The following is a 23,923-nucleotide window of genomic DNA, read 5'->3' on the forward strand; positions in this document are numbered from 1 at the left end:
GGGGAGTGCTGCGTCACGACAGGATCGGGTTCCACGTCCCGGCGGCGACGGCCAGCACCACGGCGGCCGCGGTGAGCAGGGCCGAGCCCGCCAGCAGCGCCGCGTCGGCGCGGCCGAAACGCGCCTGCCGCGCCGACGTACGCGTGTGCACGGCGTCGAAGCCGCGGGCGTCCATCGCCACGGCCAACCGGGTACCGCGCCGCACGGCACCAACGAGCAGTGCGAACACGCGGCCGCCGAACACCCGGACCGCGGTCACCGGGTTGCGGTCCCCGCCGAACCCGCGAGCGCGCCGGGCCCGGCCGAGGATCTCCCACTCGGCGGCCATGACCGGCGCGAGCCGCAGCGCGGCCAGCGACCCGTAGGCGAACCGTGCCGGGACGCGCAGCTGGCGCGCCAGCGAGTCGGCCAGGTCGACCGGGTCGATGGTCAGCACGGCCAGCACGCCGGGCAGCGCGATCCCGGCCACTCGCAGGCCGGCGGCCAATCCGACGCCAACGCTGTCCGTGGTCACCAGCAGCGCGCCGACGTCGATCAGCGCCGTGCCGCTCTTGGTGCCGGTGAACACGGCGTTGCCGGCGGCGACGGTGACGACGGCGACGGACAGCGGCCAGGCGCGCCGGAACAGCGCCCGCCAGCCGATGCCCCAGGCGGGGACGCTGGCCACGGCCGCCGCGAGCACCACGCCCGCGGTGACCACGTCCACCGTGACCAGCAGCATCACCGCCGGAACGAACGCGGCGGCGAGCTTGGCGACGGGGTTGCGGCGCGCCAGCGGGGCGCCGGCGTCGATGCTGATGCGGGTCTGCAGCAGGGTCATGTCCTGGTCCATGTCGTGGTCTCCGGGTGACGGTCCGCGCGTGCCCGGACGGTGCCGCCGTCGGCGACGACGTGGCGGTCGGCCAGTGCGCCGGCGAAGGTCTCGTCGTGCGTGACGGTGACGAGCGCGGCGCCGTCGGCACGCAGGCTCACGCACAGGTCGAGCAGTTCGGCCCAGGTCCGCGCGTCCTGGCCGAACGTCGGCTCGTCGAGAACCAGCAGGTCCGGCGCCGTCGCCAGGACCGCGGCGACCGACAGCCGGCGTTTCTCGCCGCCGGAGAGCGTGAACGGGTTGGCCTCGGCCAGCCGGTCCAGGCGCAGCCGGGACAGCAGCTCGTCGGCGCGCTCGGCGGCGTACGTGCGGTCCAGCCGGGCCCGTCGCGGGCCGATCAGCAGCTCGTCGCGGACGGTACGGGCCAGGAACTGATGCTCCGGGTCCTGGAACACGGTGCCCACCCGCCGGCACAGGTCGCGGGCGCGCCACGCGTGCAGGGAGCGATCGGGGTCGTCGAGCAGCCGCACCGATCCGGTGTCCGGGGCCAGCAGCCCGGCCATCAGCATCGCGAGCGTGGACTTGCCGCTGCCGTTGCGACCGGTGACGGCCACGGCCTCGCCGCGGTGCGCGGTCAACTCGGTGGGACGCAGCGCGGGCTCGCTGGTCCGCGGGTACGTCAGCGACACGCCGCGTGCCGCGGCCAGCGGTGCTCCTCCGGGACCCGGGAGGTGCGCTGGCGGCGCCGGGCCCCAGGGCGCGGGCACCCAGACGCCGGCGTCGGCCAGTGACCTGCCGTGCTCGGCGAACACCCGTGCCGGCGTGCCGTCCGCGGCGACGCCCCCGCCGGGTTCGAGGACGACGACGCGGTCGACCAGGTCCATGACGTCGTCGACGCGGTGCTCCACGATCAGGACCGTGGTGTCTTCGGCCGTCAGCGAACGGTCGATCGCGGCCAGCACGTCCGCGCGTCCCGGCGGGTCGAGGTTGGCGGTGGGCTCGTCGAGCGCCAGCACGGCCGGCTCGCGGACCAGCGCGCCGGCGAGCGCGAGACGCTGCTGCTCGCCACCGGACAGCGCCGACGTGGCACGGTCGCGGCCGTAGCCGAAGCCGACCCGGCGCATCGCCTCGTCGACCCGCGGCCAGATCGCGTCCGGCGGCACGGCGGCGTTCTCCAGGCCGAACGCGACGTCGTCGCCGGCGCGCGACATCACCAGTGACGCCTCGGGGTCCTGCTGCACCATGCCGAGGCGGCCCCGGACCGACGTGGCCGGTTCGCCGTCGATCAGCACCGCGCCCTCGTGCTCGGCGGCGGTCTCGGGGTCGAGGAGTCCCGCGACGCCGCGCAGCATCGTCGACTTGCCCGCGCCGGAGGCGCCGATCAGCAGCACGCGCTCACCGGGCGCGATGTCGAGGTCGACGCCACGACACGCCCACGCCCGGCGCCCGGCGTAGCGCCAGCCCCAACCGCGCAGGACCACCCTGGCCGGGGCCATCAGACCTCGGCCTGCGCCCGGCCGGACGCGAACGGCGCCAGCACGCCGGTGCGGGCCAGCGCGCGTACCAGTACCGAGCCGAGGACGCCGGCGATGACCACGCCGGTGGTGATGGCGCACAGCGTGTAGACGATCTTCCAGTCCCACGCGTAGGGGGCGTTCAGCACGAAGCCCTCGTACACGCCCATGGCGAGCCCCGCGCCGGCTCCCGCGAACACGGCGGCGACGACGCCCCAGCGCCGGTAGGCCAGCAGCGCGAAGACCACCTCGGCGCCGAGGCCCTGCCACACGCCGGACAGGAAGACCGACAGTCCCCAGGCCGAGCCGAACAGCATCGAGACCGTCGCGGCGACGACCTCGGTGTACAACGCGGCCCCCGGCCTGCGGATCACCAGGCCGCCGACGACCGCGGGAAGCAGCCACACCCCGCCGATCAGCGGCGCCGCCGGCGAACCGGTCAACGGGCCGCTGATGGCCGGATAGATCAGGTTGTTCCAGACGGCGAACAGCACGCCGAACGCCACCGCCAGCACGGAGGCGACGACGATGTCGACGGTGCGCCAGCGCCACCGGCGGATCCGGGACGTGGGCGCGTTGGAAGGATGTGTCGGGTCTTGCGGACTTCTCATGGCGAGCGGCTCCTCTTTCGGCGGGCTCGTCACGCGGCGAGGAGCACTTGAACGCACGGCAGCGCGTCCACGGGCGATGCCCGCGAACGCGCTGCGGCTGATTCGAGGTGTTGACTCCCTGCGCCGGCATGATCCGGATCAGGTTCGAGGGTCTGCGGGTCGGTCCCGCACTCTCAGCGCTGCAGCGCTCCCCTGTCGTGGGTATGAAGTTGTTGCGCCGAGGATACACCGTTGTGACCGGATTCGTCTGCCGTCGGTCTGGTGACGTTTCGGTGACGTTCCGGTTTGTCGGGGGTATGCTCCGTGACGGCGGTCCGCCCGGGCCGCCGACGCACGCCCTGAAGAGTCGAGCCGAACGAGGTCTGCCGCGATGCCACTGGCCCGCCGACAGGTCGCACTCGGTTCCACCGTTCTGCTTGCGGTGGCCGTCGCCGGCTGCGGCGGCGAATCCGAACACCCCTCGGTCGCGCCGCTGGCGCAGATCTCCGTCAGCAACGACGCCGCGGAGAACGGCATCGCCGACGTCGCGCCGGAGAAGGCGCTCGAGCGTGCCATCTCCGCGATGGAGTCCACCGGGTCGTACCGCGTCAAGGGCACCACCACCGACGGCAACGCGCTCAACATCGTCTTCGAGGTCGGCGTCGGCTCCACCGGCACGATCAAGTCGGGCAACCCGGTGAAGCTGGTGTCGGTCCAGGGCGCCGTGTACGTCCGAGGTGACGAAGAGAGCATGAAGGCGCTGGTCGGCGACGACGTCGAGGCCACCATCGGGGACCGGTGGCTGGCCCTCTCGCCGAAGTCGAGCTCCGGGTTCTCGATCTTCTCCGACGGCGCCACCTTCGCCGAGGCCGTCCTCGGCGCCGCCGCTCCGTCGCGGATCACCGGTGTCAGCGAGGTCGACGGCAAGCTCGCGGTCGGGCTGCTGTTCCCGGACACCGGCGCAACGCTGTGGGTCGCCGCCACCGGTGAGCCGCTACCGCTGCGGTTCGAGGAGAAGGGCGCCACCGCCGGCAAGGGCGTGCTGACCTTCAGCAATTTCGGCGCCGACGTCGAGGTGACCGCGCCGGCCGAGGACGAGGTGCTGACGGTCGACGAGTTGCCCGCGCAATAACCCTGGCTGTGCCCCGGCAGGTCGCCGCGAAGTAGCCCGGTTGGTTGCCCGCGACTGTCCGCCAGGGCGTGTCGGACCCCTCCGTTGCGGCGGTCCGCGCCGGCACGGGTCATAATCATGCATTGTGGAACTCGTGGGATCCGTGGCCGTCGGCTTGACGGCGTTGTTCGGCCGGGTCCGCCCGGAGGGCCTGGACCATCTGCCGAAGCGGGGGCCGGCGATCCTCGCCGTCAACCACACGACCATCGCGGACGTGCCGCCGGTGCTGGCCACGTTGTACCGCTCCGGTCTGCGCCCCAGCATTCCGTGCGAACGGCCCAATTGCGGCGCCGACCACGGTCATGTCCGGTTCATGGCGTCGTCGCAGGTATTCGCGAGCCGCACGATCGGTCCGCTCGCACGGCAGGCCGGGATGATCGAGGTCGGGTTGCGGCAGGCCGGCGCGGTGGCGCTGCGGGCCGCGCACGACGCCCTGGCACGTGGCGAGGTCGTCGGCATCTACCCGGAGGGTGACGTCTCGGCCACCGAGGACGGCTCACCACGCCGGTTCCGGTTCGGGGTCGGGCGGCTGGCCGCCGAAGCGGGCGTTCCGGTCGTGCCCATCGCGCACCACGACGCGCGCCGTATCGGCTCCGGCTCCGTCGCGCGTAGCCTCGGAGGTGCGCTCACGTCGATCGTGCGCCGGCCCACCGTCCGGTTGCGCGTCGGCAAGCCGATCCGCCCGGACGAGTTCGCCGGACTCCCGCTGCGCGACGTCGTCGACCTGGTCCAGGATCGGGTCGTCGAGGTCTGGCGCGCGGTGTCCGGTGAGGCGGTGCCCGACGCCGGCGAGGCGGTGCCCGAGGCCGGTGAGGCGGTGCCCGAGGCCGGTCCGCAGGAAAAACCATTGTGACCGGCGGAGCCGCCGGGGCACCGTGGACGGCGACCGGCAGGGGACACCGTTGGCGCAGAATTCGCCGGCGGGTCTCCCTCCTGTCCGGCGTACGACATTAGAGTCGTCAGCAACGAGCTGCGTCAGGCGGGTCGGAGAGGAGGTGCGTGCGTGAACACTCTCGTCCTGAACGCCTCCTACGAGCCGCTCGCGGTGGTCCCCGTCCGCCGCGCGGTCATCCTCGTGCTGACCGAGAAGGCCGTCATGGAGCACGCCGACTCCGGCAAGCTCATCCGATCAGCCACCCGTGAGCTGCCGACACCGCTGGTGGTTCGGCTGCTGCGGTTCGTGCGGGTGCCGTACCGCCGCAAGGTGCCGTGGTCACGCAGCGGCGTGCTCGACCGGGACGGGCGACGCTGCGCCTACTGCGGCGGGCGCGCGTCCTCGATCGACCACCTGGTGCCCACCTCACGGGGTGGAGCATCGCGCAGCTGGCGCAACACCGTCGCCTCGTGCGTGGCCTGCAACCAGGCCAAGGCGGACCGTACCCCCGCCGAGGCCGGCATGCGGCTGCTGGTCCAGCCGTACGAGCCCAAGGCACACCGTGCGCTGGTGCTGGCGCTGGGCGTGCCCACCAGCGAGGCGCTGCCCGACTGGCTCGCCGCCGCCGTTACCTGAGCGAACCGGACGAGTGCGCTCATCAGCGCTGCCCAGGTGGGTACTGTCATCAGTAGACAGGAGGTGTGCCAATGGTGAGTCCGGTTCCGGGTCTGCCGACCGGCATGGTGGTCGGGACGTACGACGATTACCCGACCGTCCAGCGTGCGGTCGACTACCTGTCCGACCAGAAGTTCCCCGTCGAGCAGCTGGCCATCGTCGGCACCGACCTGCGTCAGGTCGAGCGCGTCACCGGACGGCTGACCTGGGGCAAGGCGGCGCTGGGCGGGTTGGCCAGTGGTGCCTGGCTCGGGCTTTTCGTCGGACTGCTGCTCGGCCTGTTCACCAACGAGGGCTGGGCGCAGATCATCCTGTTCAGCGTGGCGTGGGGTGCGGTGTTCATGGCGATCTTCGGGGTCGCCGGGTACGCGTTCACCGGTGGCCGGCGGGACTTCACCTCGAAGAGCGTCACCATCGCCGCACGGTACGAGATCTACTGCCAGCACCAGCACGCCGCACAGGCGCGCGACCTGCTGGCGAAGCTGTCACTGCAGTCCGACCGGCCCACGTCGTGACGCCTACAGCCACCCGCGCCGCCTGACCGCCCACGACGTGATGGTGCGCATGTCGTCGTTCTGCACCACCGACAGCTGCGCCCCGCACGAAGCCGTCGCCCGCGCGGGCCGCCGCGACCGCGTCGTCGTAGCCGTGATCGTCCTGGCGGTTCCCGTCCCGGTACCGACTCCACTCGATCACCGTCGCGCCTGCGCAGCAGCCGAACGCGGATGGGCCGGTTTCGCCGTCCATCCACTCCGTTAGCGTTGCCAGCATGATGCTGTGTAAGACCGGCCGGAAGCGGGACCTCGACGCGGCGAGTCGGCGGTGACACTGGCCGAGCGGTTCCGCTCGCACGCGGACGCCTGTGACCGGATGGGCGCGCCGCTGTACGGCGTCCTGATGCGCGGCATGGCCGGCGACTGGGAGGCCGGCGGCGTCGTGCGCGACATCTGCGCGGGCTGGGAGGACGCCACCGACGCCGACGTCGTCCAACTGCGCTTCCTGGCCGGCGTGCACCGTCTGGTGCTGACCGGGCGGGCGCCGGCGCTCGAGCCGTACTACCGCAACCTCGGCGGTGAGCGCGCCCCTGACTACGCGTGGGAGACCGCGGTCGACGTGGTGGTCCGGCACCGGGACGAACTACGGCACGACCTCGAGATCGTCCCGCAGACCAACGAGGTGGGCCGGACGGTTCCGCTGGTGGTGGCACTGTACGCGGCCGCGGCCGCGACCGGGCGCCGTCGAGTCCGGCTGCTGGAGGTCGGCGCCAGCGCCGGGCTCAACCTGCTGCCCGACGAGTACCGGATCGACACCGGCAGCTGGTCCTGGGGGCCGCCGGACGCCGACGTGCGGATCGACGCGACGGTGGAGGTGCCGGTCACTCCGGTCCCGGTCGAGATCGTGGCACGACGCGGTTGCGACCGCGACCCCGTCGACCCGCGGTCCGACGAAGGCAGGCTGCGGCTGCGGTCGTTCGTCTGGCCGGACGACGTCGAGCGGTACCGGCGCCTCGACGGAGCGCTCGCGGTCGCCGCGCGGCACCCCGAGGTCGCGGTGGACCGGGCGGGCGCCGCGACGTGGCTACGCGCGCAGCTGGCCGAGCCCGTCGGCGACGACGTGCTGACCGTCGTGTGGCACTCCGTCGTCTGGCAGTACCTGTCACAGCAGGAGCGGCGCGAGGCCGATGCCGTGATCGACGCCGCTGCCGCGCGGATGCCACTGGCCCACGTGTCGATGGAACCGGTCGATCCGCACCGCGTCTCCGACATCGCCCTGACGCTCACGACCCGTGCAGACGACGCCGAGCGGCCCGATGCCGCGGTCGAGCGCCTCGATGCGGACCGCGCCGAGCGGACGGTGACCCTCGGCGCCGTTCACCCACACGGCACACCACTCCGTCCCGCGCCACCCCGAGAATGATCACGTCCCGCATGGAATTCCATGCGGGACGTGATCATTCCCAAGAGGCCGGGGAAACGGGGAAGGTGCTTGACGGGCGGTTGCTGTCGCGGAACCGTCGGCGCTGTGAAAGGTGAGCCGACCTGCCCGCGCTGTGGGGATCAACCGCGTCCGCCCGGTGCATGGTCCAGCCGGTGGGTCTGTGCCAGGCACGGTGAGGTGTACCCGGTGGCGCCGCTGGTCGCGCCGTCCGCGCGGCTGGTGCGCCGGCTCGGCGAACGGTCCAGGGTCCCGATGTGGCTGCCTTGGCCGCTGCCGCACGGCTGGGTGGTCGGGGCCATGGTGCACGCCGGCGACGACGCCACCGGCGTGCGGGCGGCGGGGGTGGCGATCAGCGGCCCCAATCCGCTGGGTGGCCCGGCCGATCTGGTGCTGGTCAGCGAGGAGCAGGGCGTCGGCCTCGGCGCGGGACTGGCCGGCCTGGACGGCCCCGACCCCGGGACGGCGGTGCAGGGCGAGCCCAGCGCGAAGGTCCTGGTGCACAACCGCGCGGTTCCGCTGTGGTTCGTGGACGGGCCCGCCGACCGTGCGGTGTACGCGGGGCACTGGGGCGGGACCTGGCTGTGGGCGGTGCTGTCGCCCTCGACGGCGGGGGTGCTGCTGCTCGAGGACGTGGAGGTCGTGGATCTGCGTGATCTCGGCCACGAAGCGGACCTGCTGCCTTACGGAACGCCGCCGCCGTGGCTGTCCCGGGGCTACGATCTGTGAGTTCTCCGGCCCGACGACCCAGGACGCCCGTGTTGCGTATCGACCTGCACACGCACAGCACGGTGTCGGACGGCACCGACACCCCGGCCGAGCTGGTGCGCGCGGCCGCGTCGGCGGGTCTGGACGTCGTGGCGCTGACCGATCACGACTCCCTGGAGGGCTGGGACGACGCGCACGAGGCGGCGGCGGGCTGTGGTGTCGAGTTCGTCGGCGGAGTCGAGATCTCCACCGAGCACCTGGGCCGTGGGGTGCATCTGCTGGCGTACTTCGTCGACCGCGCCGATCCGGCGCTGGGCGCGGAGCTGGACCGGATCCGCGCCGACCGGTGGGGCCGGCTGCACCGCATCACGGCCGCTCTTACGGCGGCGGGCTATCCGGTGGGCGCCGACGAGGTGACCGCGGTGTCGGGCACCGCCTCGTCCGTCGGCCGGCCGCACGTCGCGGACGCGATGATCGCCAAGGGCTACGTCGCCGACCGTGAGCAGGCGTTCACCCGGTTCCTGTCCGAGGGGCGGGTCGGCTACGTGCCGAAGTACGCGCCGTCGACGGTCACAGCGCTGCGGCTCGTCCACGGTGCCGGTGGTGTCGGTGTGCTGGCCCACCCGTGGGGACGGGGTTCACGGCGGGTCCTGGGCGCGGCGTCCATGGCCGGGTTGCGTGCGGCGGGTCTCGACGGCATCGAGGTCGATCACCAGAACCACGACCGGATCGTCCGCCGCGACCTGCGCCGGATCGCTGAGGACCTCGGCCTGCTGGTCACCGGGGCCAGTGACTACCACGGCACCGGGAAGACCGGCCACGATCTGGGCGTCAACACCACCGCGCCGGAGCAGTGGGAACGCCTGCGTGCACTCGCGATGGGGGTCGGTGGCCGATGAACGGGCAGCTGTTCGGCGAGGCGTTCGTCACGCTCTTCGTGGTCATGGACCCGCCCGGGACGATCCCGGTCTTCCTGGCGCTGACCGGCAACCGGCGAGCCGCGGAGCGTAAGCGTGCCGCGTGGCAGGCCGTCGCGGTCGCGTTCGGTGTCATCAGCGTGTTCGCGCTGTTCGGCCGCACGATCCTCGAGTACATGAACATCAGCCTGCCCGCGTTGCAGGCGGCCGGCGGTCTGCTGCTGTTGCTGGTCGCGCTGGAACTGCTGACCGGGCGGGCGGACGATCCGGAGGGCTCCGGCAGCGCGAACGTCGCCCTGGTGCCGCTGGGGACGCCGCTGCTCGCCGGGCCGGGCGCCATCGTGGCGACGATGGTGTTCGTCCAGGAATCCGAGGGCGGGATGGACTACTTCTCGCTGGCGCTCGGCGTGGTGGCGGTTCACCTGGCGCTGTGGGCGTCGATGCGTTACAGCGTCTTCCTGCTGCGCGTGCTCAGGGAGTCCGGCATCTTGCTGGTGACGCGGATCGCGGGGCTTCTGCTGTCGGCCATCGCGGTGCAGTTGATCGCCGACGCGGTGCGCGCCTTCATCGAGGGTGGTGGCTGAGGCGGGCCGCACCCGCCACGGGTGCGACAATGACGGTGATGAGCGGGCCCATTCTCGACGGCATGCCCCGTCGGTTGTACAGAGCCACGCCGACCCGGTTGACGACCTGGCTCGACTGTCCCCGCCGGTACCGGTTCAGCTACCTCGACCGGCCGCCGCCACCGAAGGGGCCGCCGTGGGCGCACAACACGGTCGGGGCCGTGGTGCACAACGCGCTGGCCGCATGGTGGCGGTTGCCGCGGCAGGAACGCACCGTCGCGGTGGTGCCGTCACTGGTCGCCGAGTACTGGGGTGACGAGGGCTTCCGCGACGCGGAGCAGGCCGGCCTGTGGCGTACGCGCGCCGTCGATATGGTGACGCGTTACGTCTCCGGGCTGGATCCGGACGACGAACCCCGCGGCGTGGAGCGCACGGTCGGCGTCGTGCACGAGGGCACGTCGCTGTCGGGGCGCGTGGACCGCATCGACGAACGCGACGGCGTGCTGGTCGTCGTCGACTACAAGACCGGGCGGCACGTGCTGAGCACCGACGACGCGCGGTCGTCGCTGGCGCTGGCCGTCTACGCCGCGGCGGCCACGCGTACGTTGCGTGCGCCGTGCCACCGCGTCGAGCTGCACCACCTGCCGTCCGGCGAGGTGGTGGCGTGGGAGCACGACGAGCGCACCCTCACGCGGCACCTCGACCGCGCCGACGCGATCGCGGCCGAGTGCGCCGAGGCCGATCAGGCCTTCCACGACGGCGACGCGAGTGACGAGACGTTCCCGCCGCGGCCGTCGCCGCTGTGCGGTTGGTGCGACTATGTGCGGCACTGTCCGGAGGGCAGCGCCGCGGTCGGTCCGCGTGCGCCGTGGGCGGGCCTGGCCGCGCAGGAGGCGGGCTGACGGCGACCCGGCGTCCGTCTGAGGGCGACCCGGCGTCCGGCCGGTGTGCATCCGTCTCTTACGCTGGTCCGGCCGGGAACGATGGTCTAGGGTTGATCACGATTGCACACCGGTTTCACGGCGTCGCCGTGCCCGCCCGGTGGTATCCGGGTGGTGTCGTCGATCACGAGGAGTGCGGATGCCCGGACGCTACGGCGTCTCGTCCCGGTCCGATGCTGCGCATGTGCGTGCGTCCCAACGGGTCAGCCGTACCCGTGTCACGCTGCTCAGCTGTTCGGCCGTGGTCGTGGGTGCGCTCGGGCTGGCCGACACGGCGACCGCTCCGGACGCGTCACCGGACGCGCTGGCGGCGCCGCCGGCGAGCGACCGCGACGCCGGCGAGCTCTCGCGCGGGAACCAGCGTGACGAGCCCGTGGCCGCCAAGGCGTTGCGCGTGCCGGGGCCGGAGTTCGCCGCACCGGCGCCCACGTCGACCCCGGAACCGAACGTCAAGCCACCGGCTACCGCTCCGCTCCCGTCCAACAGCGGCTCCGGTCACCGTGTCGTGTTCGACATCACCGGCCAGCAGGTCTGGCTCGTCGGCGACGGCAACGTCGTCAAGCGCACGTACATGGTCTCGGGCAGCCGTTTCGATCAGGTGCCCACCGGCACCTTCGAGGTGTTCTCCAAGTCGCGCGACGCCGTCAGCTGGCACGGCACCGAGACCATGGAATACATGGTCCGGTTCCACCGCGGCGAGAACTCCAACATCGGGTTCCACGACATCCCGGTGAAGACCGAGACGGGCAACGAGGTGCAGACGCTGTCCCAGCTGGGCACGCCGCTGTCCGACGGGTGCATCCGTCAGGACCTCGAGGACGCGGTGGCGTTGTGGAAGCACGCGCCGGTCGGCACGCCCGTGGTGGTCGTGCGGACCTGAGTCAGGCCACCGGCGCGCCCGGGTCCCCGTCGATGCGGCCATCGTGCAGGGCACGGGGAAGCTCGGCGCGGCTCGAGATGCCGAGCTTGCTGTAGACGCGGGCCAGGTGGCTCTCGACCGTGCGGGTCGAGATGCTCAACCGGTGCGCGATGTCGCGAGACGCGAGCCCGGCCGCGGCCAGCGGCGCGATCTGCTGCTCGCGCCGGGTCAGGGTCACCGCGCTGTCGCGCGGCACGACGGTCCACATGCCGTGCCGCGAAAGGCTCGCCTCGGCCGCGGCGATCTCGCCGGCGTCCCCTGCTGCCAGGGCCCGGGTGAACCGGACCACCGGAGCGGTGCGGGACATGCCGTGGCAGTGTCCGGCGACGGACTCCATCCGGTCGGCCAGTGCCGGCAGCGTCACCCCGGAGTCGGCGGGCAGGCCGTCGGCGACGCCCAGCACGGCCACGAACAGCGCGTCCAGCTCCGCCGGCGGCAGTCCTTCGGCCGATGCCCGGTCCGCGGTCCGCAGGGCGGCGGAGACGGCGTCGGCCTCGCGGCGGGCCAGGCCGACCCACAGCAACGTCCGTGGCCAGCCGTGCCCGGCCGTGCCGACACCCGACGCCGTCCGCAGTGATTCGTCACGCTGCCGCGCCGCGTCGTCGAGCTCACCCAGCCGGACAGCCGCCTCGGCGGTGAACGCCAGGACCGCGGGGAGCAGCCCCAGCGGGTCCCGCTCGCGCAGCGCGGCGGCAGCGACGCCGAAGTGTCCGTACGCTTCCGACCAGCGCCCGCGTGCCAGTGCCAGCCGCCCTTCGACCAGCCCCGGAATGGCACGGTGCTGGGGCTCGTGCGCGACGTCGACGACGTCGTCGAGGTCGTCGCGATGCAGCCGTTCGGCGTCGTCGACGTCCCCGGCGAACAGCCGCAGCAGCACGGCCAGGCCGCGTAGCGCCGGCAGGTAGGCGGTGGCCTCGGACAGTGGTGCGCGGGCCGCGGCGACGTACCGGTCACCGAGGCGGAGCGCCTCGCGCACCTGGCCGGTCTGCGCCAGGGTCAGCTGCGCCGGCGCGGCGAGGCGCACCCGCGCCAGCAGCGGCAGCGAGCCGTCGTCCAGGAACTCCAGCGCGTCGGCGAGTGTCGCGCCGGTGTGCCCGGCGGTGAGTATCATCGCCAGCCGGTGCGCTCGCAGGTCGGCCGCCGCCGGAGCGTCGCCGGCGGCGTGCTCCAGGGCTTCGTCCAGCAGCCGGATCGCGCCGGCGACGTCGGCGTGACCGTAGTACCGGACGTCCGCGCCGGTGATGGCGGCGTGCGCGACCAACCTGCTGGTCCATGTGCCGGGCGGGCGCGCGTGGAACCGGTCGAGATCGGCCTGGGCGTTGTCGATCAGGCCCAGCATGCGGTTCGCCCGGGCACGTTCGGCCAGCGCCGCGGCGACGACGTCGCACGGCGCGTCGGCCAGCAGGGCCAGGTCGGCGTACCGCTGCGCGTCGCCGGCCTGTTGCAGGTGGTTGGCCAGCGACGCCGCGTCGACCAGCAGCGCCGGCTCGGGGACCGAGCCGGCTTCCAGCGTCCACGCGACCCAGCGCAGCAGGTCCGGTAGTGACGCGTGCCCCGGGGCGGGCAGCTGCAGCGCCACCCGTTCGCGCAGGACCCGGCGGCGGCCGGGCGGAACGAGGACCCGGATGGCCTCACCGTAGACAGGATGCGCGAGCCGGACCGTCGGCGGCGCCGCGGCCTGGTCGACGGTGAGCATGCCGGCTTCCACCAGGACGTCGACGGACGTGGTGTCCGTCAGTTCGAACAGCAGCGGCAGCGGCAGCGAATCCGCCAGCGACACCGTCTCGAGCACCTCACGCTGGTCGGCGGTCAACCGGTGCAGCTCGGACGTCACGAGCTCGAGGAGCCGGCCCGGGACGGGAGGACCGGTCCACGTCCAGACGCCGCGGCCGCGGTCCAGCTCACTGCGGCTGAGCGCGGAGCGGACCAGTTCGCGCAGGTACAGCGGGTTGCCGCGGCTGGCATCCCACATCCGGCGGTCGGTCTCGCGCGCGATGACGCCGCCGAGTGCGGTGTGCAGCAGCTGCGACGTGGCCTCGCGGTCGAACGGCTCGACGTCGATCCGGGTCAGCTGGCCGTCCTTCCACAGCGCGAGGACGTCGTCGGGCAGCGCCGGCGTGCCGCGTCCGGTCAGGAGCAGGCGGGCCCGTCGCGCGCTTGACAGCATCCGCAGCACCCGCGCGCTGGCGCCGTCCAGCAGGTGGCAGTCCTCGACCCGGAGGACGACCGGGCGGCCGTCGGCGTCGTGTTCCAGCCGCTGCGCGGCTGCCCGGAACACCGCGACCGGGCTGGTCGCGTCGTTGGCGGACACACTGGAGAGCAGGGGAGCCAGCGCACTCAGCATGACGGGTTGAATCGTGCCGGGCGGCAGCACGGTGACCACGTGAGCGGACTCGCCGAGGGCGTGCTCGACCCGGTTCGCGATGCTGGACTTGCCCACGCCGGCGTCGCCGACCAACAGCACCCCCGGAGGTTCCGCCGGGTCGGTCCCGCTCAAAAGCCGCAGCGCGGTCGTGTACTCGGCGGAACGGCCGACGTGCGGCCACGCAAGCGGTGCGGTGGGGCTCGGATCCGCGGGCTCTGCCATGCTCGCCTACCGTAGAGGCTGTCGCCGCTCCGCGCAGGTGACTACGCGGAGAAAATTAGGTAATCACTACGGATGTGCCGCCGTCGGCGCATCCCTAGCATGGGCCGCGGTGCCGATTGGGGCTGCGCGCCCGCTCCGGCACCATCGGGGCGATGGCGGGCTGGTGACGTCGTCGAACTCCCGGTCCGGCGCGGACGTGGACGTCAGCGTCCTCCGCGGCCGGACACCCTCCCGGTGATCGCCGGCGCACTCCACCCCGAGGTCACCCCTCGGCCGGCGGTCACCCGGGAGGCCCGGAGCTCAGGGCCGGCCGTGGGGAGCACTCCGTCAGCGCGAGCTCTCGTCCCGGGGCTGGTCCTGCGAGGACGCGCCCGCTTCGGAGTCGACCGGTTGGCCGCCGCGGGTACGGCGCCGCTTGCGCTGGCGCGACTTGTTCGGCCGCGCCTCGTCGCCCTCGCGCCGCTCGGTCCGCGCCTGCGTACGCCCGCCACCGGTGGATTCGCCCCTGCGGGTGCGCCGGCGGTTGCGCGACGCGCCCGTGGAACGCCGGGAACGCGCCTGGCCGGTCTCGCCGAGGTCCTCGACCTGCTCGGCGTCGAGGCCGGCGCGGGTGCGGGCGCCGCGAGGCAGCGCCCCCTTGGTTCCGGCCGGGATGCCGAGGTCGTGGAAGAAGTGCTCGCTGCTGGAGTACGTCTCGACCGGCTCCGGGTAGGGCAGTCCGAGCGCGTCGTTGATCATCCGCCAGCGGGCCAGATCGTCCCAGTCGACCAGCGTGACCGCGACCCCGGACGCGCCCGCCCGGCCGGTACGTCCGATGCGGTGCAGGTAGGTCTTTTCGTCCTCGGGACAGGTGAGGTTGACGACGTGGGTGACGCCCTCGACGTCGATGCCGCGAGCGGCGACGCCGGTGGCGACCAGGACGTCGACCTTGCCGCTGCGGAAGGCACGCAGTGCCTGCTCGCGTGCGCCCTGGCCGAGGTCGCCGTGTACGGCCGCGGCCGCGAACCCACGGTCCTTCAGCTCGTCGGCGAGCCGCTGCGCCGCGCGCTTGGTCTGGCTGAAGATCATGCTCAGCCCGCGGCCCTCGGCCTGCAGCAGCCGGGCGATCAGCTCTTCCTTGTCGAGCTGGTGCGCCCGGTAGACGAACTGCGCCGTGGCCGGAACCGTCTGTGTCTCGTCCGGCGACTCCGCGCGGATGTTCACCGGATGGCGCATGTAGCGGCGGGCCAGGCTGATCACGGCGGCGGGCATCGTCGCGGAGAACAGCATCGTCTGCCGCAGCTCGGGGGTCTGCCCGATGATGCTCTCGACGTCCGGCAGGAAACCGAGGTCGAGCATCTCGTCGGCCTCGTCGAGCACCAGGACCTTGACGTGTCCCAGGTCGAGATCGCCGCGGCGGGCGAGGTCGAGCAGCCGGCCGGGTGTGCCGACGACGACGTCGACACCGGCGGCGAGCGCGTCGAGCTGGGGCTCGTAGGCACGGCCGCCGTAGACGGTGAGGATGCGGACCTGGCGCGTCGTCGACGCTTTCACCAGGTCGTCGCTGACCTGTACGGCCAGCTCTCGGGTCGGGGTGACCACCAGCGCCTGCGGTTTGCCGGGCTCGGTCGCCTCGGCGTAGTCACGGTCACCCGGCGCCACTATGCGCTGGAGGAGCGGGATGCCGAACGCGAGCGTCTTGCCGGTGCCGGTGCGGGCCTGACCGATGAGGTCGGTGCCGGTCAGTGCGACCGGCAGGGCCATCTCCTGGATGGGGAACGCCTCGGTGATGCCGAGCCGTTCGAGGGATTCGGCCACCGAGGGTAGGACCCCCAGGTCGGTGAAGGTTGTCAGGGCGTCTCGCCTCATTCGTCGCAGGGTTTCCCGAGGCGTCGCGTGACGAGCTCGTCGCGCGGCACGGGGCCACACACCCGCCTTCGACCGGCGGGGAGCACCGCGACCCGGCGCGTACGGACGTCCGGTCCGTCCTCAGGGACGCCCGTTTCGCCCGGACGTCATCTATACCACCCGCCAGTGTACGGCAAGTCCGTATCAGATCCCGGCAGGCGCACCGTCACCCGCTATCGTGGCTGCCGTGACACCACCCGCGAGTCCGTTGTCCAGCGGCGATCCCACGTACCGTGCCGGCGTCGTCGATCTGCTCGGTGTCCTGGGACTCGGCGAGCTCATCGCGTTCGACCGGATGTCCGCCGACTCCGGCCTGGCCCCCACGCTCGCGGACAAGGCGGCGCTGGCGGCGATGGCCGTGACCGAGTTCCACCATTTCGAGCGCATCCGTGACCGCCTCGGTGACCTGGGCGTGTCCGTCGACGAGGCGATGACACCGTTCCGGACGGCCTACGAGGAGTTCCACGCCAACACGGCGCCGTCCGACTGGCTCGAAGGCCTGGTCAAGGCGTACGTGGGCGACGGCATCGCGGCCGACTTCTACCGGGAGGTGGCGGAGGCGGTCGACCCGGAAACCCGTGAGCTGGTGCGCGAGGTCCTGGCCGACTCCGGCCACAGCGACTTCGTCGTCGACCGGGTGCGTCAGGCCCTGGACGACGATCCGCGGGTCGCCGGCCGTCTCGCTCTCTGGGCGCGCCGCCTGGTCGGCGAGGCGCTGGCGCAGGCGCAGCGGGTGGCCGTCGACCGCGAGGCTCTGGCCGCCCTGGTGGTGGGCGGCGCCGACGGCGACGGGCTCGACCTCGCGCAGCTGGGTGACCTGTTCACGCGGCTGACGCGCAACCACGCCGAACGGCTGGGCCGGCTCGGCCTGTCGTCGTGACCGCCCCGCGGGCGTGGCGGTCGTGACCGTCGCGCGGGCGGCCGTGCCAGCCCCGCGGGGAGCCGTGGCGGCCCCACGGGGGCGGGCGGTGCGCGGTCGTCAGGCGGTGCGCGGTCAGGCGGTGCCGAAGCCCACCCGGCGCTCGAGTGGCTCGCCGATCTCGACGTAGGTCAGATGCTCGGTGCGGACCAGGATCTGACGCCCGCGCTCGTCGGTGAGATTCAGCACGCCCTGCGGGTCAGACAGTGCCTGGCGGACCGCGGAGTCGATCTCCTCGGGTGTCTTGCTGGTCTCGAGCGTCAGCTCGCGGGTGGCGTTGTGCACGCCGATCTTGACCTCCACAGGCACCTCTCCTCGTCGTTTTCGCGCCGGCGGCGAGCGCGTCGTGGGTCGCCGCCCGGGTCTTCGTCAACGCCAGGCTAGTCGAGGCGATTCCGGCCCGTCCCCTTGGACCTGACGTGTGCGCCCGGAGCGTAATCGGGCGGCCTCAGCCGTCCCGTTTCGGGAAACCGCGGATGCCCCGCCAGCCCAGCGCGGCGACGAGTTCGGCCGCGGTGGTGCGGGGGATCGACCCGGCCGAGGCCAGCCAGTACCGCGCCGTCACGTGCGCGATGCCGACCAGGCCCACGGCCAGCAGCGTGGACTCCTCCTCGGGCAGGCCGGTGTCCTCGGCGATGATCTGGCTGATCTCTTGTGCGCACACCTCGGTGAGCCCGTCCAGGCGCGCCTTGACGGCCGGCTCGTTGGGCAGGTCCGACTCGAACAGCAGCCGGTACGCGCCGGAGTCGTTGTCGACGAACTCGAAGTACGCGTTGACGGTGGCGATGACCCGCTGCTTGTTGTCGTCGGTCGAGGCCAGCGCCTCGTGTACGCGTTCGAGCAGCTCGTCCTTGGAGGTGTCCAGCAGCGCCAGGTACAGCTCGAGCTTGCCGGGGAAGTGCTGGTAGAGCACGGGCTTGCTGACGCCGGCGCGTACCGCGATCTCGTCCATCGCGGCCGCGTGGAAGCCCTGCGCCACGAAGATCTCCCTGGCGGCGCCGAGCAGTTGGGCGCGGCGCTGGTCCCGGGGCATTCGCACCCCGCGGGCCGGCACGTCGGACAGGGAAGCCACGGCACTCCTCACACTCGCGATATGCCGGGATCGTACCGTCCCACGGTCAACGGAATCAGCGGTAGTCGTCCTCGTCGTACTCGACGATCACCTGTTGTTCGTGCGCATCGGCGGGATCGACGTCTTCCGGGACCGGTTCCCGGTCGCCGTCGACGTCGTTGTTCGCACGGTCGGAGATCTCGCGTTCCTGCTCGTACAGGTCGGCCTCCGCAGCCGCGGAGTCGTTTCGCGGCCGGCTCACGTCGCTCTCGGACACAACTGCACCTCCTTCGTCGCCACGACGGTACCCGTTGCGGCGATGTCGATGTGCCGCTGTGCCAGCATCGGCGTGTGGAGCCGATAGAGACGTGGCCGGGAGAGTGGTACGACCTGTCGACCGGGCGGTCGGTGTTCGTCCGTCGTGCGTCCGCCCCTCGGACGGCCGATGGGCCGGCCGGCGAGCGGATCGTCCACGTGCACGGGCTCGGTGGCGCGGCGACGAACTGGACCGCCCTGATGCGTGAGCTGCGTGCGGACGCCGATCAGTGGGCGCCCGACCTGCCCGGCTTCGGCGAGTCGCCGCCGGCGCCGCGGCACACGGTGGACGGCTATGTCGCCGACGTCGTCGCGTTCCTCGAGCGGTTCGGCTCGCCGTCACACGTGGTGGCGAACTCGCTCGGCGGGATGGTCAGCGTCTACGTCGCGGCCCGCCGCCCGGACCTGGTCCGGACGCTGAGCCTGGTGTCGCCGGCGATGCCGCAGTATCGGCTGCCGTGGGCGGCGCAGGTCACGGCGGTGATGGCGGTGCCCGGACTGGGTGAGCGGATCCTGGCGGCCGCTGGGGCGAACCCGTCGGAGCGGCAGATCGCACAGCTGGCGGCCGTGCTGTTCGCCGACCCGGCGGCGCTGCCGGCCGCGGAGTTCGACCTCGCGGTGCGTGAGCGCACGCGGTGGATGCACCAGCCGTACGCGGACGCCGTCCTGCTGGGCACGCTGCGTTCGATCGTCGCCCAGTACACGATGCCGCCTCGCCGTTCCGCCTGGGGCGCCGCCGCACGGGTGCTGTGCCCGACGCTGGTGATGATGGGCGGGCGCGACACGCTCGTGGGCTCCTGGGGCCGGGCGCGGTGGCGGCGGACACGACCGCGGACGCGGCTGGTGACGCTGCCGAGCTCCGGACACGTCGCGATGATGGAGCACCCGCGAGCGGTGGCCGACCTGATCCGGGAGTTCCTCCGCGACACCTCCGGCCGCAGGTGAGCGACACCGCCGCCGGGACGCGGTCACGCCGGTTCCGACGCCGCGGGGAGATGGTCACGCCGGTACTGTCCATATCGCAAGACGGGTGTCCAGAAAGCGAACAGGTTGCTGGGGAATCACGCGGCCCGTGGCACCGTTGGCGACAGAGACAACGGATGCCACGCACTCATACGGAGCCGATCGTGTCCCTTCCACCGCTGGTCGAGCCGGCCGCCGAGCTCACCGTCGACGAGGTCCGCCGCTACTCCCGGCACCTGATCATCCCGGATGTCGGCATGGTCGGCCAGAAGCGCCTGAAGAACGCCAAGGTGCTGGTCATCGGCGCCGGCGGGCTCGGGTCCCCGGCCCTGCTGTACCTCGCCGCCGCCGGTGTCGGCACGCTCGGCATCGTCGAGTTCGACGAGGTCGACGAGTCCAACCTGCAGCGGCAGATCATCCACGGCCAGTCCGACGTCGGCCGGTCGAAGGCGCAGTCCGCGCGCGACTCGATCAAGGAGACCAACCCGTACGTCGACGTCGTCCTGCACGAGGGCCGGCTGGACAACGACAACGCGTTGCAGATCTTCGCCGACTACGACCTCATCCTCGACGGCACCGACAACTTCGCCACCCGCTACCTGGTCAACGACGCCGCGGTGCTGCTGGGCAAGCCGTACGTGTGGGGCTCGATCTACCGGTTCGAGGGCCAGATCAGCGTGTTCTGGGCCGAGCACGGCCCGCAGTACCGCGACCTGTACCCGGAGCCTCCGCCGCCCGGCATGGTGCCTTCGTGCGCCGAGGGCGGCGTGCTCGGCGTGCTGTGCGCGTCCATCGGCTCGGTCATGGTGACCGAGGCGGTCAAGCTCATCACCGGTATCGGCGACCCGCTGGTCGGCCGGCTGATGGTCTACGACGCGCTCGAGATGAGCTACACGACGCTCAAGATCCGCAAGGACCCGACCGCCGAGCCGATCACGGAACTGATCGACTACGAGGAGTTCTGCGGTTCGATCAGCGACGCGGCCGCCGAGGCCGCCGCCGAGTCGACCATCTCGGTGAAGAAGCTGAGCGACTGGCTCGGCCAGCGCGAGAGCGGCCAGCGCGACTTCGTCCTGGTCGACGTCCGCGAGCCGAACGAGTACGAGATCAACCAGATCCCCGGGTCGGTGCTGATCCCGAAGGGCGAGTTCCTGACCGGCGAGGCGCTGGAGAAGCTCCCGCAGGACAAGCAGGTCGTGCTGCACTGCAAGTCCGGGCAGCGCTCGGCCGAGGCGCTCGCCGTCGTCCAGGGCGCGGGCATGGCCGACGCGGTGCACGTCGGCGGTGGCGTCGCGGCGTGGGTGAGCCAGATCGACCCGTCGCAGCCCGCCTACTGAGGCTGGTCCCGCCGGGTGGCGCGCTCGGGTCCACCGCCCGGGGTCGCCACCCGGGGGCTGCCGCCTGGTTTGCCACCCGGCTTGTTCCAAAGCGGTGTGGGATCACTGCGTCAGTGATGAGGAGTTACTGGGGTGCGAGCCCCACCTACTCCACAGGCCTGCCGTAGTGATCCCACACCGCTTTCTTGCGTGAGCCGACGCCGGCGGGGTTGACACGGCACGTCTGATCTTCCTAATCTCTCACCACATCTGGAAAGCCCTTTCCAGCAAAGGGTGCCGAGCAGTACGACGGCGTGATCCCGACTTGTCGAGGGCGTGGACAGCGAAGTGCCGAACCGGTCGACGGCCGAAGGGTGCACCGTCAACGACCTGGTGCTGGACGAGCGGACGTGGGACACGTACGGGGCGTTCGTCCGGCACGTCGAGAACGTGACGACGCAGCTGGTCGCCGACGGCGTCCTGGACCGGCGCGATCGCGGCGCGGTGATCCGGGCGGCCGCGTCCGGTGAGGTCGGCCGGTAGTCGTCGCCAACGTCGCTCACCAGTGAAATCGTGTGGCGTCACCGTCGTGCCGGCGATGGTGGCGCCACACACTCGTCCGCGTCGATGATCAGGTGACATCTCGGCCGGAGGACGGCGCTTATGTCACCTGATCATTATCGGTCCAGATGTTGGACATGATCAGGTGCAGTCCGGGCGCACATGGACCCGGCGAACTTCACCTGATCGCTGTCAGCACGACGATCAGGTGAACATCTGACGATCAGGTGACATGCCGGGCCGGCGGCGGGCGGTCAGAGCAGGTCGCGCTTCTGCATCTGGGTCCACAGGATCCAGCCGGGCAGGATCGGCATCCAGAAGGACACGATGCGGAACACGAGCACGGCGGTGACCGCGGTCGTCGCGCCGACGCCCAGCGTGCTGAGCCCGGCCGTGAGAGCGGCCTCCACGGCGCCGAGGCCGCCGGGCGTGGGCACCGCCATGCCGAGCGTGTTGCCGACCAACTGGACGACGGCCATCGCCGCCAGGTTGGCGCTGCCGCCGACCGCCTTGAGGCAGGTGTAGAAGCACAGCACCAGGCTGGCCGACTGCAGCAGGATGCCGCCCAGCGCCACCGCGAGCTTGCGCGGGTTGCTCATCACGTCCAGCAGGCGCGGCAGGCCGCGCTCGGCGAAATCGCTCCACAGCCCCCGCAACCGTGCCCGCACCGGCGGTATCAGCGCCAGCAGTGCCGCGGCGAGGAGCACACCGATGACGATGATCAGCGTGTTGATCGACGGGTCGATGTTCGGCGCGGCGGACGAGCCGGACAGCACACCGAGCACGCCGATCACCGGAAACGTGATGGCGACGTTGCCGACCTGGTTGGCGGCCACGCTGGCCGCGGCCAGCGGCCCGGCGACACCGGCCTTGGTGAGCAGCCGGATGTTGATGGCGACGTTGCCGACGGTCGACGGCGTCACCAGGCGCAGGAATCCGAGTGAGACCTGCGCGCCGACGACGCGCCAGAACGGCACCCGCTCGGGCACGAACCCGAGCAGCGCCAACGCCGCGCCGAGGAAGCTGGTGAACATCAGCACGATGGCGACGAAGAGCCACCGCCAGTCGGTCTGTTCCCACAGCGTGCCGAACGAGATGTCGGAGAGCTGGGTCCCCACCAGGTAGACCGCGAAGACCGCGCCGACGCCGGTCAGCAGGGACAGCGGGCGCAGCCGCCGCAGTTGGATCGGCTGCGGCGCCTCGAAGCCGGTGCTGCTGACCAGGCCGTCGCGCAGCCGGGACAGCACCTCGCGTCGGCCCTTCAGGTCCCGGCGTGTCGAGCGGGCGAGCGCGACCGGCTGCAGCAACGGGATGGAGGCGCTGACGACGTCGCGGCCCAGGACCTTGATGGCGGTACGTACCGTGCGATCCGGGCCGACCACCAGCGAAGTCCCGACCAGGGCCTGTGCGAGGTCGGCACGGACGGCGAGCTCCGGAGCGGCCACCTCGCCGCCGGACGGGTCGAGCAGCCAGACCTTCCCGCTGTCCGCGATCAGGATGGTCCGTCCCGACAACCGCCGGTGCGCGACCTCGTTGCGGCGCAGCCGGCCGAGCTGTCGCCACAGGTCCTCGAGCATGGCGTCGGTGACCTCGTCGGCGGTCAGGTTGGCCAGCAACCGCCCGGGAACGTGGTCGTAGACGATGGCCGCGGCGTCGGCGCCGATGCGCAGGACGTTGCGCAGCTTCGGGGTGCGTGCGCCGGCGCGGGCGACGGCCAGCGACTGCAGCGTGATCTGGTTGACCGCGTTGCGCATGGTGACCATCTGCCGCGGCAGCACCTCTTCGCGGGTACGCAGCTGGTCGGCGGCGCGGGCCAGCACTCCGGCGCCGTCCTCGTCGCGGTCCAGCACCAGGATGCCCAGCGAGCCCTGCGAGCTCTCCGCGATGTAGCGGCGGTACTTGTCGACCGGGTCGGTGGTGAGCGAGGTGATGTCGTAGCCGTTCGACCTGAGGACCGCGGCGACCTTGCGCCCGTTCGGCGCGACCGACGGTTGCCCGCTGACCAGCCGGACCAGCAGGCCGACCGCCCGGCCGACACCCAGCGCGACGAGCATGCCGCCGACGGTGACCTCGCCTTGGAGCAGCCACACCGCGAAGCTGCCGGCGATGGCCAGCGCGGCGACCTGCTTGATGCGCTTGAGAGCCAGCCTGGACACGACCGTGACGATCGCGACCAGCAGCGCCGGCATGGCCGGCACCGGCGTGCCCTCGACGCCGCCGGCCGACGGGACGAACGTGTCGTGCAGCCGTTCCGGTGCCGGTCCCTGCAGCCAGGTGGACACGAGCGCCGCGGCGACCGCGGCCAGCACGCCGGCGATGAGCAGCTCGATGGTGGTGCGCATCCGGCCGCGGATCATCAGGATGAACACGAGCGCCGGCGGCAGCGCCAGCGTGGCCAGCTCGGAGGCGAACGACACCGTCTGGACCGGGCCGCTGGGGAAGCTCTGGTTGAACTCCGCGAGGTCCGCGGTCAGCCCGGTGAGGGTGCGCTCGGCGACGACGGCGAGCGCGGCGAGCGCGGTCATCCCGGTCAGGACGAGCAGCAGCTGCAGGCCGTCGATGGGACGACGGGTACGACGCGGCAGCGGCGGCTCGTCGACCCGGATCTTCCCGGGTGGACGGCCCCGCGAGCTCGGCGCATCGCTCGTCTCGGACATCGAGATCCGATCGTCGCACGTGAGCGGACGACGGTGTGGTGGCGACCCG

General features: G+C 72.2%; 23 protein-coding genes and 1 riboswitch. Of the genes, 14 read left to right on the plus strand and 9 right to left on the minus strand.

All coding sequences use genetic code 11. The features are described from left to right. Positions 1-13: 13 nt before the first annotated feature. Genes CLV30_RS16610 through CLV30_RS16620 form a run of 3 tightly spaced genes read right to left on the minus strand, consistent with a single transcriptional unit; the run spans position 14 to position 2,936 of the window. Positions 14-820 carry an energy-coupling factor transporter transmembrane component T family protein gene (locus tag CLV30_RS16610; RefSeq protein WP_106538382.1) on the minus strand — a complete coding sequence of 269 codons (807 nt, stop codon included), beginning with the start codon at positions 818-820 and terminating at the stop codon, positions 14-16. Continuing rightward, positions 817-2,307: an ABC transporter ATP-binding protein gene (locus CLV30_RS16615; protein WP_106538340.1), complete on the minus strand. Its 1,491-nt coding sequence runs from the start codon at positions 2,305-2,307 to the stop codon at positions 817-819. Before CLV30_RS16615 ends, CLV30_RS16610 begins: the two co-directional genes overlap by 4 nt. Further along, positions 2,307-2,936: an ECF transporter S component gene (locus CLV30_RS16620; RefSeq protein ID WP_106538341.1), complete on the minus strand. Its 630-nt coding sequence runs from the start codon at positions 2,934-2,936 to the stop codon at positions 2,307-2,309. The genes CLV30_RS16615 and CLV30_RS16620 overlap by 1 nt, the downstream gene beginning before the upstream one ends. Before the next feature lie 98 nt (positions 2,937-3,034). Further along, positions 3,035-3,140, minus strand: a riboswitch (TPP riboswitch). A 166-nt stretch (positions 3,141-3,306) separates the two neighbouring features. On the opposite strand from CLV30_RS16620, the gene CLV30_RS16625 reads away from it, so the two are divergent. The 10 genes from CLV30_RS16625 (at position 3,307) to CLV30_RS16675 (ending at position 11,579) form a co-directional block, all read left to right on the plus strand. Beyond that, positions 3,307-4,047 (plus strand): hypothetical protein, encoded by a 741-nt coding sequence (locus tag CLV30_RS16625; RefSeq protein WP_106538342.1) that lies wholly within the window; start codon positions 3,307-3,309, stop codon positions 4,045-4,047. A 133-nt stretch (positions 4,048-4,180) separates the two neighbouring features. Then, positions 4,181-4,939, plus strand: coding sequence for a lysophospholipid acyltransferase family protein (locus CLV30_RS26570; protein WP_165358703.1), 759 nt, complete (start codon positions 4,181-4,183; stop codon positions 4,937-4,939). 150 nt (positions 4,940-5,089) lie between these two features. Beyond that, complete coding sequence (locus CLV30_RS16635; RefSeq protein ID WP_211300072.1) at positions 5,090-5,596, plus strand: HNH endonuclease; 507 nt, start codon at positions 5,090-5,092, stop codon at positions 5,594-5,596. 71 nt (positions 5,597-5,667) lie between these two features. Beyond that, positions 5,668-6,150, plus strand: a complete 483-nt coding sequence (locus tag CLV30_RS16640; protein WP_205741009.1) for a YflT domain-containing protein — start codon at positions 5,668-5,670, stop codon at positions 6,148-6,150. Between the two features lie 307 nt (positions 6,151-6,457). After that, on the plus strand, positions 6,458-7,552 hold the full coding sequence (locus CLV30_RS16650) for a DUF2332 domain-containing protein (RefSeq protein WP_106538345.1): 1,095 nt from the start codon (positions 6,458-6,460) through the stop codon (positions 7,550-7,552). 105 nt (positions 7,553-7,657) lie between these two features. Then, positions 7,658-8,299, plus strand: coding sequence for a DUF6758 family protein (locus tag CLV30_RS16655; RefSeq protein ID WP_106538346.1), 642 nt, complete (start codon positions 7,658-7,660; stop codon positions 8,297-8,299). A gap of 32 nt (positions 8,300-8,331) precedes the next feature. Next, entirely contained in the window at positions 8,332-9,177 is an 846-nt protein-coding gene (locus CLV30_RS16660; RefSeq protein WP_106538385.1) for a PHP domain-containing protein, read from the plus strand. Then, positions 9,174-9,779, plus strand: coding sequence for a MarC family protein (locus CLV30_RS16665; protein ID WP_106538347.1), 606 nt, complete (start codon positions 9,174-9,176; stop codon positions 9,777-9,779). Before CLV30_RS16660 ends, CLV30_RS16665 begins: the two co-directional genes overlap by 4 nt. A gap of 29 nt (positions 9,780-9,808) precedes the next feature. Continuing rightward, positions 9,809-10,660, plus strand: a complete 852-nt coding sequence (locus CLV30_RS16670) for a RecB family exonuclease (RefSeq protein ID WP_420842006.1) — start codon at positions 9,809-9,811, stop codon at positions 10,658-10,660. Between the two features lie 178 nt (positions 10,661-10,838). After that, positions 10,839-11,579: a L,D-transpeptidase gene (locus CLV30_RS16675; RefSeq protein ID WP_106538349.1), complete on the plus strand. Its 741-nt coding sequence runs from the start codon at positions 10,839-10,841 to the stop codon at positions 11,577-11,579. 1 nt (position 11,580) lies between these two features. On the opposite strand, the gene CLV30_RS16680 is transcribed toward CLV30_RS16675, so the two are convergent. Both CLV30_RS16680 and CLV30_RS16685 read right to left on the minus strand, forming a co-directional pair. Further along, positions 11,581-14,205, minus strand: a complete 2,625-nt coding sequence (locus CLV30_RS16680) for a LuxR C-terminal-related transcriptional regulator (RefSeq protein ID WP_106538350.1) — start codon at positions 14,203-14,205, stop codon at positions 11,581-11,583. 327 nt (positions 14,206-14,532) lie between these two features. Beyond that, a complete protein-coding gene (locus tag CLV30_RS16685) occupies positions 14,533-16,053 on the minus strand; it encodes a DEAD/DEAH box helicase (protein WP_106538351.1) in 1,521 nt (506 codons plus the stop codon). A gap of 217 nt (positions 16,054-16,270) precedes the next feature. Here CLV30_RS16685 and CLV30_RS16690 point away from each other — a divergent pair, with 217 nt between their 5' ends. After that, the gene (locus CLV30_RS16690; protein ID WP_420842007.1) at positions 16,271-16,972 is read left to right on the plus strand and encodes a ferritin-like fold-containing protein; all 702 of its coding nucleotides are present in this window, start codon (positions 16,271-16,273) and stop codon (positions 16,970-16,972) included. 114 nt (positions 16,973-17,086) lie between these two features. Here CLV30_RS16690 and CLV30_RS16695 read toward each other — a convergent pair whose 3' ends face one another. From CLV30_RS16695 to CLV30_RS26575, 3 genes are all read right to left on the minus strand, one after another. Next, positions 17,087-17,314, minus strand: a complete 228-nt coding sequence (locus tag CLV30_RS16695; RefSeq protein WP_106538353.1) for a DUF3107 domain-containing protein — start codon at positions 17,312-17,314, stop codon at positions 17,087-17,089. 145 nt (positions 17,315-17,459) lie between these two features. Further along, positions 17,460-18,044, minus strand: coding sequence for a TetR/AcrR family transcriptional regulator (locus CLV30_RS16700; protein ID WP_106538354.1), 585 nt, complete (start codon positions 18,042-18,044; stop codon positions 17,460-17,462). A 94-nt stretch (positions 18,045-18,138) separates the two neighbouring features. After that, positions 18,139-18,339, minus strand: a complete 201-nt coding sequence (locus CLV30_RS26575; RefSeq protein ID WP_165358704.1) for a hypothetical protein — start codon at positions 18,337-18,339, stop codon at positions 18,139-18,141. A 74-nt stretch (positions 18,340-18,413) separates the two neighbouring features. Here CLV30_RS26575 and CLV30_RS16705 point away from each other — a divergent pair, with 74 nt between their 5' ends. From CLV30_RS16705 to CLV30_RS16715, 3 genes are all read left to right on the plus strand, one after another. Continuing rightward, positions 18,414-19,322, plus strand: coding sequence for an alpha/beta fold hydrolase (locus tag CLV30_RS16705; protein ID WP_165358705.1), 909 nt, complete (start codon positions 18,414-18,416; stop codon positions 19,320-19,322). A gap of 182 nt (positions 19,323-19,504) precedes the next feature. Continuing rightward, positions 19,505-20,677: an adenylyltransferase/sulfurtransferase MoeZ gene (gene moeZ, locus CLV30_RS16710; protein ID WP_106538356.1), complete on the plus strand. Its 1,173-nt coding sequence runs from the start codon at positions 19,505-19,507 to the stop codon at positions 20,675-20,677. A 315-nt stretch (positions 20,678-20,992) separates the two neighbouring features. Then, positions 20,993-21,199, plus strand: coding sequence for a hypothetical protein (locus tag CLV30_RS16715; RefSeq protein WP_106538357.1), 207 nt, complete (start codon positions 20,993-20,995; stop codon positions 21,197-21,199). 272 nt (positions 21,200-21,471) lie between these two features. Here CLV30_RS16715 and CLV30_RS16720 read toward each other — a convergent pair whose 3' ends face one another. Beyond that, entirely contained in the window at positions 21,472-23,874 is a 2,403-nt protein-coding gene (locus CLV30_RS16720; RefSeq protein WP_106538358.1) for a flippase-like domain-containing protein, read from the minus strand. Between the last annotated feature and the right edge of the window lie 49 nt (positions 23,875-23,923).

The sequence above is a fragment of the Haloactinopolyspora alba genome, from assembly GCF_003014555.1.
GTDB classification, from domain to species: Bacteria; Actinomycetota; Actinomycetes; order Jiangellales; family Jiangellaceae; genus Haloactinopolyspora; species Haloactinopolyspora alba.